This is a genomic window from Actinomycetota bacterium (assembly GCA_035759705.1).
In the GTDB taxonomy this organism is placed as follows: domain Bacteria; phylum Actinomycetota; class CADDZG01; order JAHWKV01; family JAHWKV01; genus JAJCYE01.
The window spans coordinates 20,807-30,430 of record DASTUJ010000164.1; the positions used below are offsets into that span (position 1 = coordinate 20,807).

Annotated in this window: 9 protein-coding genes and 1 tRNA gene; 8 read left to right on the forward strand and 2 right to left on the reverse strand. The window is 66.1% G+C overall.

From position 1 onward, the window contains the following. The first annotated feature begins 88 nt into the window (after window positions 1–88). From gap to VFV09_11095, 7 genes are all read left to right on the forward strand, one after another. The gene (gene gap / locus VFV09_11065; protein ID HEU4868256.1) at window positions 89–1,111 is read left to right on the forward strand and encodes a type I glyceraldehyde-3-phosphate dehydrogenase; all 1,023 of its coding nucleotides are present in this window, start codon (window positions 89–91) and stop codon (window positions 1,109–1,111) included. Continuing rightward, on the forward strand, window positions 1,108–2,289 hold the full coding sequence (locus tag VFV09_11070; GenBank protein HEU4868257.1) for a phosphoglycerate kinase: 1,182 nt from the start codon (window positions 1,108–1,110) through the stop codon (window positions 2,287–2,289). Before gap ends, VFV09_11070 begins: the two co-directional genes overlap by 4 nt. Further along, entirely contained in the window at window positions 2,286–3,053 is a 768-nt protein-coding gene (gene tpiA / locus VFV09_11075) for a triose-phosphate isomerase (protein HEU4868258.1), read from the forward strand. Before VFV09_11070 ends, tpiA begins: the two co-directional genes overlap by 4 nt. 38 nt (window positions 3,054–3,091) lie before the next feature. Next, window positions 3,092–3,328, forward strand: a complete 237-nt coding sequence (gene secG / locus VFV09_11080) for a preprotein translocase subunit SecG (GenBank protein ID HEU4868259.1) — start codon at window positions 3,092–3,094, stop codon at window positions 3,326–3,328. Between the two features lie 62 nt (window positions 3,329–3,390). Beyond that, on the forward strand, window positions 3,391–4,947 hold the full coding sequence (locus VFV09_11085) for an ABC transporter substrate-binding protein (protein HEU4868260.1): 1,557 nt from the start codon (window positions 3,391–3,393) through the stop codon (window positions 4,945–4,947). Window positions 4,948–5,008: 61 nt separating this feature from the next. Next, on the forward strand, window positions 5,009–6,607 hold the full coding sequence (locus VFV09_11090) for an ABC transporter substrate-binding protein (protein HEU4868261.1): 1,599 nt from the start codon (window positions 5,009–5,011) through the stop codon (window positions 6,605–6,607). 46 nt (window positions 6,608–6,653) lie between these two features. Continuing rightward, a tRNA-Leu gene (locus VFV09_11095) sits at window positions 6,654–6,739 on the forward strand. Between the two features lie 473 nt (window positions 6,740–7,212). On the opposite strand, the gene VFV09_11100 is transcribed toward VFV09_11095, so the two are convergent. Continuing rightward, on the reverse strand, window positions 7,213–7,644 hold the full coding sequence (locus tag VFV09_11100) for an SRPBCC family protein (protein HEU4868262.1): 432 nt from the start codon (window positions 7,642–7,644) through the stop codon (window positions 7,213–7,215). Window positions 7,645–7,802: 158 nt separating this feature from the next. On the opposite strand from VFV09_11100, the gene VFV09_11105 reads away from it, so the two are divergent. Then, window positions 7,803–8,579 (forward strand): cupredoxin domain-containing protein, encoded by a 777-nt coding sequence (locus VFV09_11105; protein HEU4868263.1) that lies wholly within the window; start codon window positions 7,803–7,805, stop codon window positions 8,577–8,579. A 54-nt stretch (window positions 8,580–8,633) separates the two neighbouring features. Here VFV09_11105 and VFV09_11110 read toward each other — a convergent pair. Beyond that, window positions 8,634–9,624: MFS transporter (locus tag VFV09_11110; GenBank protein ID HEU4868264.1), on the reverse strand; the 991-nt coding region annotated here is incomplete at its 5' end.

A 9,624-nucleotide genomic window follows, 5' to 3' on the forward strand; every position in this document is an offset into this window, starting at 1 on the left:
ATGCATATTACCGCCCGGTCTAAAGGCCGTTACTTTTGGCGAGCAACGCGCCCGGGCATCGAAATTTGGCCGACACGGAGGTAGGCGAATGACTGTAAAGGTGGCGGTAAACGGCTTCGGCCGCATCGGAAGGATTTTTCTGCGTTCGGTTCTCGAGAACCCGGAGTGCGGAGTGGAAGTAGTGGCGGTCAACGACATCGCCTCGCCGGACATCCTGGCGCACATGCTGAAGTACGACACCACCCACGGCACCATGAAGGAAGACGTCACCGTCGACGACGAGGGCATCCACGTCGGCAGCCACACCATCAAGGTCACCTCCGAGCGTGACCCGGCCGACCTTCCCTGGAAGGAGCTAGGCGTGGACGTTGTCATCGAGTCCACCGGCATCTTCACCGACCGCGCCGGCGCCGCCAAACACCTGGAGGCCGGCGCCCGCAAAGTCATCATCTCCGCCCCCTCCGGCGACCCGGACGTCACGATCGTCCTGGGCGTCAACGAGGACGAGTACGACGGCTCAAAGCACGACGTGATCTCCAACGCCTCGTGCACCACAAACTCGGTGGCTCCGATGGCCAAGGTCCTCATGGACAGCTTCGGCATCAAGTCCGGGTTCATGACGACGATCCACGCCTACACCACCGAGCAGCAGCTGCAAGACCAGATCGCGCTGACCCGTAAGGGCAAGCCGGACCTGCGCCGCATGCGGTCGGCAGCACGCAACATCGTCCCGGCCTCCACCGGCGCCGCCAAGGCCCTCTCGGTGGTCATCCCCGAGCTCAAGGGCAAGCTCGACGGCATGGCGATGCGGGTCCCGGTCCCCGACGGCAGCGTCACCGACCTGGTCTGCGTGCTGGACCGCGAGGTCACCGTCGACGAGGTCAACGACGCCTACAAGAAGGCCTCCGAGCAGGACAACTGGAAGGGCCGCCTGGTCTACACCGAGGACGCCATCGTCTCGGGCGACATCGTCGGCAACCCGGCCTCCTGCATCATCGACGGGCTGTCGACCATGGCCAACGGCAACATGGTCAAGGTCATCGGCTGGTACGACAACGAGTGGGGCTACTCCAACCGTCTGGTCGACCTCGTGGCGAAGGTGGGCGCTTGAGCCTGCCCTCTCTCGACGACCTCGATGTAAACGGCAAGCGCGTACTGGTGAGGGTGGACTTCAACGTCCCCCTCAAGGACGGCAAGGTCGTTGACCCGATGCGGATCAACGCCGCGCTGCCGACCATTCGCCGGCTGCTCGACGAGGGCGCCACCGTGATCCTGTGCTCCCACCTCGGTCGCCCCAAGGGCCAGGTGGACCCTAAGTATTCGCTGGAGCCCGTGGCCCGGGCTCTGGCGGACCTTCTGGGCAAGCCGGTCCGCTTGACCGAGGCGGCCAACGGCCCGGCCGAGGACCTGGAGGGCATGGCCCCCGGCGACGTGGCACTGCTGCAGAACCTGCGTTACGACCCCCGGGAGGAGGCCAACGACCCGCAGTTCGCCCAGGAGCTGGCTTCGCTCGCCGACGCCTACGTGTGCGACGCTTTCGGCGCCGTCCACCGGGCACACGCCTCCGTGGCCGGAGTGCCGGCACTGCTTCCCAGCGCCGCGGGCCTACTGCTGCACAAAGAGGTGTCGGTCCTGTCGACGCTCCTCACCAGGCCCAAGCGCCCCTTCGTGGTCGTCCTGGGCGGGTCCAAGGTCTCCGACAAGCTCGGCATCGTCAAGAACCTGCTGACGTCGGCCGACAACATCCTCATCGGCGGCGCCATGGCGAACACCTTCCTGGCCGCCCAGGGCCACGACGTGGGCAAGTCCCGCATCGAGGCCGACCGTCTGGACGAGGTCAAGGGCGTGCTGAAGGCGGCCGAGGAGGCCGGGGTCCAGATGGGCCTGCCCGACGACGTCGTCGTCGCCAGGGATTTCTCGGAGGACGCCGAGGGGACCGTGGTCGACGTGGACCAGATTCCGGCCGACTCCATGGCTCTGGACATCGGTCCGTCGACGGTTTACCGGTTCAGCGAGTGGATCCGGGTGGCCAAGACCATCCTGTGGAACGGCCCGATGGGCGTTTTCGAGTGGCCGAACTTCGAGGCCGGCACCCGGGAGGTCGCCAAGCTCGTGGCCGGCGCCGAGGCGTTCACCGTCGTCGGCGGAGGGGACTCAGCAGCCGCCCTGGCCCAGTTCGGGCTGGAGGAGGGCGTCGACCACCTGTCGACCGGTGGAGGCGCATCGCTGGAGTACCTGGAAGGCCGGGTGCTGCCCGGCGTGGCCGCACTCATGAAAGGCCGGGACTGATGAGCCGCAAGCCGATAATGGCGGCGAACTGGAAGATGAACAAGACGCACATCGAGGCCATCCACTTCGTGGAGGAGTTCCGCAACCGGGTGGAGCAGAAGGGCCTCAACCGGTCGGACGTCGTTCTCTGCCCGCCGTTCACCGCACTGCGGTCGGTGCAGACGGTCGTCGACTCGGAGGACCTGGACGTGGCGGTCGGCGCCCAGAACATGTACCACGAGGACGCCGGCGCCTTCACCGGCGAGATCTCGGGCCCGATGCTGACCAAGCTGAACGTCAAGTACGTGATCCTCGGTCACTCCGAGCGGCGGGACTACTTCCAGGAGTCCGACGAGATCGTCAACATCAAGGTCAAGGCCGCCTTCAAGAACGGGCTGACACCCATCTGCTGCGTGGGGGAGACCCTGCGGGAACGGGAGGAGGGCTTCACCAACTCGAAGGTCGAGTGGCAGGTCATCCACAGTCTGGCCAACCTCACCGACGAGCAGATCGCCCAGACGGTCGTCGCCTACGAGCCCATCTGGGCCATCGGCACCGGCAAGACTGCCACCTCGGCCGACGCCCAGGACACGATCTCCGTGATCCGCACCGTAATCCGGGACCACCACCCGGACGTGGCGGACCAGGTGCGCATCCAGTACGGGGGCAGCGTGAACCCGGGCAACGTCGACGACCTCATGGCGCAGCCGGACATCGACGGCGCCCTGGTGGGCGGCGCCAGCCTCGACCCGGTGCAGTTCGCCCGGATCGTGATGTTCGAGTGATAAACTGACCCGACTTTCTATCGACCAGCTAGGATCCCATGCTTCTTAACCTCGTAATTGGGCTGCACCTCATCGTGTGCCTGCTTTTGATCCTGTTCGTTCTTCTCCACGCCGGTCGTGGCGGAGGCCTTTCCGAGATGTTCGGCGGGGGCGGCGGCGCAGGCGGACTGGGCGGCTCCACGGTTGCCGAGAAGAACCTGGACCGGATGACGATCACCACCGCGCTGATCTTCACGGCCACCACGTTCGCGCTCGCCTTCATGATGAAGGGTTGAGGCCCGCACCAATACCCGTAGTACTTTTTCTAGTCGTAGTTCTCCTCGGCGCGTGCTCCCGGGTGGGTCTCGACAGGGACTCCTCCACCCGCAGCGGCGGATCGATAGTCGTGGGGCTTTCCCAGATCGGCACGCTGGACCCGCCCCGGGCCTCCGGTTCCGCCGCCCTCAACCTTCTGCGGACCGCCTGCGACGGCCTGGTCGGGCTCGACCCGGACTCCGGAGCTCCGCGGCCGGCGCTGGCCGCCGGCTGGACCCTGGAGACCGGCGCCCGCAGCGTCAGGGTCGACCTGAGGCCCGACCTCACCTTCCACGACGGCACGGCGGTCACCTCGGCTGCCGTCCGCGAGGCTCTGTCCCGGGTGGCCCGCCCGTCCACCACCAGCCCCTGGGCGGGGCTGGTCTCAAAGGTCGAGGGGTTCGCCGAGGTCCAGGCGGGAACGGCAACGCACCTCAGTGGTGTGCGAGCAGCAGAGGATCTAACTGTTGAGATCAACCTGACCGAGCCCTACTCCGACTTCCCGACCGTCCTATCCCACCCGGCGCTGCTCCCAGTTTCGCTCGAGTCGCTCAAGGACAACCCGGACGGAAGCGCCCAGCCGGTCTGTGCGGGACCGTACGTCGTCGAGAAGGGCCTGGCCGGGGACGACCTCCGCCTGGCCCGCACCACGGAAAGCGTGAGCCGCAACGACGCCTACCTCAGCCGCGGCGCCGGTCTGGCCGAGCGGATCCTGGTCCGGTCCTACGAGACGCCGGAGGACGCCTACCAGGGGTACAGGACCGGCCAGGTGGACATCGCTCCGGTTCCCGACAGCCGCCTCGCGGAAGCCCAGGCCTCCGGGGCCGGGTACACCAGCGGGTCGACCCCTCAGATCACCTTTCTGGCCTTCGACCCGGCGAACCCGGCCACCGCCGACCCACGTTTTCGCCAGGCACTCTCGCTGGTCATCGACCGGCTGGTGATCATCGACGCCGCCTACGGCGACCAGCGCCGGCCAGCGACGAGGTGGCTGCCCGGCGGCTACGGCACAGGGATCGACTCCACCTGCGCCGACTTCGCCCGCCGCATCGGCGACCCGGTGAAAGCCAAACAGCTGTTCTCGGCCTCCGGCTACAAAGCCGGCCCGGCAATCCCGCTCATCTACGACCCGAGGGCGACCGGCCGCGTAGTCGCCGAGGCCCTGCAGCTGCAGGTCAAGGACGGCCTGGGGATCTCGCTGACCCCGCAGGCGCTCGAGGGCGAGGACATCGCCGCGTCGTTCAAGGCCAAGGGCCCAGCCCCGGCGATCTGGGTGATGGCAACAGACATCGAGCTGCCGCTGCCCGACCAGTTCCTGGGCGACCTCTTCCGGACCGGGTCCGACCGCAACCTGCTTGGCTACTCCGACAAGGTCTTCGACGGCCGGATCGGGAGCGCTCGCACCGCCACCTCCCCGCAGGACATCGAGCGGTTCTACGTCCAGGCGGAGAACGCCCTGTGCAACCAGATGCCCGCCATCCCGCTGTGGACATCGGTGAGCCACTGGGTGATGAACCCGGACAAGGTCGGGTTCGAGGGGGAGCGCAAGCTCGACCTGCTCGGCGGGCCGCTTCTCCGGCACGCGTCGGCTTCCGGGTAGGCCCCGCCGCATAGCCCGGAATTGCGCGGTTTCGGCTGCGACGGCTGGTACAGTCCGAAGAGTGCTCGTGCCCTCCCGGCGACTTCTCGCCCTCCTGATTTCCAGCCTCCTGGTGGCAGGCGCGTGCGGGGGGCCGGAGGAGGACAGGGCGACGCCCGAGCCGACCCGGGCGGCCGAATTCGACCTGACGATGGCCCTGACTGCGCCGGGCAGCCTGGACCCGCACAAGATCACCACCAACTCCGGGACGATCATCGTCTCCCAGTTGTGCGACACCCTGGTTGCGTTCGACCCTCGCACCGGTGCTCTCGAGCCCGGCCTCGCCCAGTCGTGGACGGTGGCGCCCGATGCCAGGAAGGTCACCTTCCAGCTTCGGCCGGCCAAGTTCCACAACGGCCGGGACGTGGTGGCGGAGGACTTCGTCTACTCGCTGTCCCGCCTGGCGAACCCCGCGACGGGCTCGACCCAGCACTTTCTTCTCGACAAGGTCCTGGGCTACACCGACGTAAGGGCCGGCCGCAGCCCGGTCTTGGCCGGGGTCAAGGCGCCCTCGCCGCAGACGCTGGAAGTCGAGCTCACCGAACCGTTTGCCGAGTTCTCGAGCATCGTGAGCAACGTGATTGCCGGCTCCGTGGTGCCCAAGGAAGCCGTCGAAGCCTCCGCCGATGGGTTTGCCGCCCGGCCGGTGTGCACCGGCCCCTACCGCGCCGACGAGGCCGGAGGCGAGGATGGGATCAAGCTCGTCGACAGTGACGGAAGGGGAGAGGCCCGCTCGCTCAGCTTCCGGTACGTCGAGTCGGACGAGGAGGCCTACAAGCTTCTGGACGACGGCGAGGTCGACGTCAGCCCAGTGCCCCCATCGGACCTTGCGGAAGCAAGGCGAGTTGAGGACAGGGTGACGAGCGGGCCGAACGGTCACGTCGCCTACATCGGACTTCCGATCAAGAAGGCGCCGTTCGACAACCCGAACCTGCGCAAGGCACTGGCCCTGGCCGTGGACCGGGAGTCGATCATCAGCGGACTGCTGGGCAACACCAGGGAGGCGCCGAACGGGTTCCTCCCGGCCAGCGTGGGGCCGGGAGCCCGAGCGGGCGTGTGTGCCGACGTCGGCGCCCAGGGCGCGGACGTCGACGCAGCCAAGAACGCCCTGGGTCAGCCGGGGGTCACGGTGCCGGAGGAGATGAACGTCTACCTGAACTCGGGCGGGGGGCACGAGCAGTGGCTGGAAACGGTTCTCGAGCGCTGGAACGAAAACCTCGGAATCCGGGGGGTCCTGAAGCCCGCCGAGTGGGACCCCTACATCGACTTCTTGAGCGGCACCGGCGCCGATGGACCGTTCCGCCTGGCGTGGTCCGTCAACTACCCGTCGCCGGAGTCTCTTTTTGCTCCGCTCTTCTCGTCGTCCAGCCTGGACAACTTCTCCCGCTACTCGAGCCCCGAGTTCGACGCCGCGATGAACAAGGCCCGGGCGACCGTCGGGGACACCGAAAGGGCCGCCGCCTACACCGACGCGGGCAAGATCCTGTGCCGGGACGTCCCGATCATCCCGATGTGGTTCGGCCTGGACCACCTGGCGTTTGCCGACGGCCTGGGCACGGGCGGCAGCGCAAGGATTGACATATTCGGGGACCCGATTCTCCGGGAGCTCCGCCCGTCGTAGGGCGGCGTCCAAGCGGGAGCGCAACCGTCGCTATAATCGAGACCGAGTCGGAGTGGCGGAACTAGGTAGACGCGCTAGGTTGAGGGCCTAGTGAGCGTAAAGCTCATAGGGGTTCAAATCCCCTCTCCGACACCGCAGAAATGCCTCTAAAAGCAAAAAGGGCCCCCAAGATCCGGGTGGCTCTTTTTTGTTGAATGTCGGGCGACCTACGTTCCTCCTACCTCAAGCTCCGCCAGCTCAGAGCGAGGAGAAGGGTTCGAACGACGGCGAACATCGGCGGTATCGGCAAGGCGAAGCCCCACCAAAACACCGCCCCCAGGGGAAGAAGTGCTAGTGCGAGGACGGCCCCGGTGGTCGATGCGTTCCAGAGGAGCCAACCGGCGACGCACTCCAGCACGCAGACGAGCAGGAACGCAGAAAGAAGTGGAACCGTCGTGGTAATCCCCAGGCGCTCAAACGGGCCTCGTCCGTAGGCCGGAAAACCAAAGATCGTTGGGATGCCACGGCCCAACGACAAACTCCGGATGCCCGGCAGGCAACAGATTCCAAAGCCCAGCCCGTTGAACCACAACAAGACGGCCGCTGTGCGGATCACGTCCGGGCCTTCAACGCCTGGATGGACCTTCGAGCGCTACCTTGATGTTTTTCATGGTGCGGCGCTCGGAACGTCTCAATAGACGCACCAGGACCGGGAAGAACAGCTTCAACATTCCGTTCGGGCGGGCGTCGAAGCGGACCTGGAGCAACGATCCGCCATCTTGAGGTGTGACCGTGGCATCGAGGGCAACCGCCAGCGACCCCCCGTTGACGTGGCTCCAACTCTTTGGCCGGTCGTAACGCGTACATTCAACTTCGACCAACCCGCTTTGTTTCCACTTGGCCAGGTACCTGGTGCCGGCGCCCAGAGGGCCCTCGGTGGTCTTCTCCACCGATACTGCGTCCGGGTTCCACTCGAGCTCGTTTCGCAGGTCTACCAGGTAATCGAAAACGTCTTCGGGCGTCCGGTCGATGTGCACGCTGTTCTCGATGACCGTCACGGATCACATCCCCGGTCGATTGATGGGCCGGTCACCGATTCTCCTTCGCATTCGGCCCGCCGACAAGCATCTGAGGCGCCTGCCAAACAATCTCTTTCACAAACACCTTTCGAACCCTAAGATTTCAGGTCCACGTTGAGCTTCGAAAGGGGTTGAAGATGGCTGAACCCGCAAAGGCGAAATGGACACGGTTGGCTTCACTTGGTCTTGTTCTGGCCGGCCTGGGCCCGACGCTCATGCTGATTGCAGGGCTGCTCTTCGGTTTGGATATCAGCGAGGACCTGGTGTTCTTTCTCGGGGTAGCGGTAATCGCTTTTCTGGGAGCTTTCCTCGTCTGGCGTTTCGGAACCTGGTCCAAGTTCGTCGGCATCCTTGCCGGGGTGCTGGTCGGGATGGCGATGTTTTGGACCGCCTTTGGGCTGGCTGAGCCGGCCTCCTTTTTTGACTTCGTCCCGGGCATTCTGGTCCTCCCGGGTGCGCTGATTGCCATCGGAGCAAGCATCGCTGCACTGCTGGCCGCTCGGAAGGGGAGGCTAACCGACCGGCCCGAGGCGGGGGAGCGCCGGGGAATCCAAGTCGTCCTGGGCCTGGTTGCCCTGCTGGCCCTCGTGTCGGCGGCGCTCAACCTCTTTACACGACCGACCGCCTCGGCGGACGAGGCCCAATCCACGATCGCGATGAAGGACTTCGAGTTCGGAGAGGACTCCTATCAGGTCGCAGCAGGCAGCAAGGTCTTCGTGGACAACGACGACCCGTTTTTCCACACGTTCACCGTGGACGGCCTGGATATCGACGAGGGTTTCGTAGGCGGAAGCTCGAAGATCGTCACCATCCCGGAGGAGCCGGGGGAGTACGTCCTGTACTGCAAGCCTCACACCTCGGACGTAGAGGACCCGGGTGAGGACGACATGGCAACCAGGATCACCGTTACCTGACGCCCGGCGTAGGAACCCCCGGCTCGGACGGCCGGGGGCTTTACGTCCGGGACCTCAGGAGGCCGGCGCCAGATCATCGGTCGGTTCCAGCGGAGAGCCGCACACCGCGCAGTGCATCCTGGGCTTTGCAGGAGGTTCGTCCACCCGCAGGACGTCGTTGCTGATCGTCAGCCAGGCGATGATCCCACCGACGGCAACCGAAGCGGCGCTCAGCGTAATGGCGACCCGAAAGCCGGCCGCGAACGCCACCGGGTCCCGGTAGGCATCCCCGGTCAGGCCCGCGACCACGGGCAGCACAGCTACCGCTAGCAGGCCGGCGGCCCGGGATACCGCGTTGTTCACTCCTGAAGCGATCCCGGTCATGGAGTCCTTCGCAGCCGACAGCACGGTGGAGGTAAGCGGCGCCACGGTCAGGGCCAGTCCAAGGCCGAACACGATGGCCGCGGGCAACACATCGGTGACGTAGCTCGCATCGGAACCGATCCTGACCATGAGCAGCATCCCCGCAGCGATGATCAGGGGCCCGAGGCTCATCGGGAGTCGCGGGCCGATCCGCTGGGCCAGGGCCCCTCCGCGGGCGGAAAGCAGCAGCATGAGGGCGGTCACCGGGATCAAGGCGGTCCCGGAGGCGATCGGGGAGAAACCTGCGACCTGCTGCAGGTGCACAACCAGCAGGAAAAAGACACCGGACATGCCGCCGTAGACCAGAAACGTCACGACGTTGGCGGCGGTGAACTGGCGCGACCGGAAGATCCGAGGAGGTATCAATGGGTTTGCGGTACGGCGTTCGACGAACACGAAGGCCACGAGCGCGAGCACGCCCCCGATGCCGGCGGCCGCGACGACTGCCCCCGGCCCCCGGTCACCGAGCGAGATCAGAGCCCAGGTGGAACCGCCGAGCCCGGCCACCGCCAGGATCGAGCCGGCCACGTCAAACCCGGGCACCCGGTTGGGAGCGCTGGTCTCCGGCACATGGAGGGCGGTTACGAGCATGACCAGCGCGGCGACCGGAATGTTGATAAGAAAGATCCACCGCCACGACGCC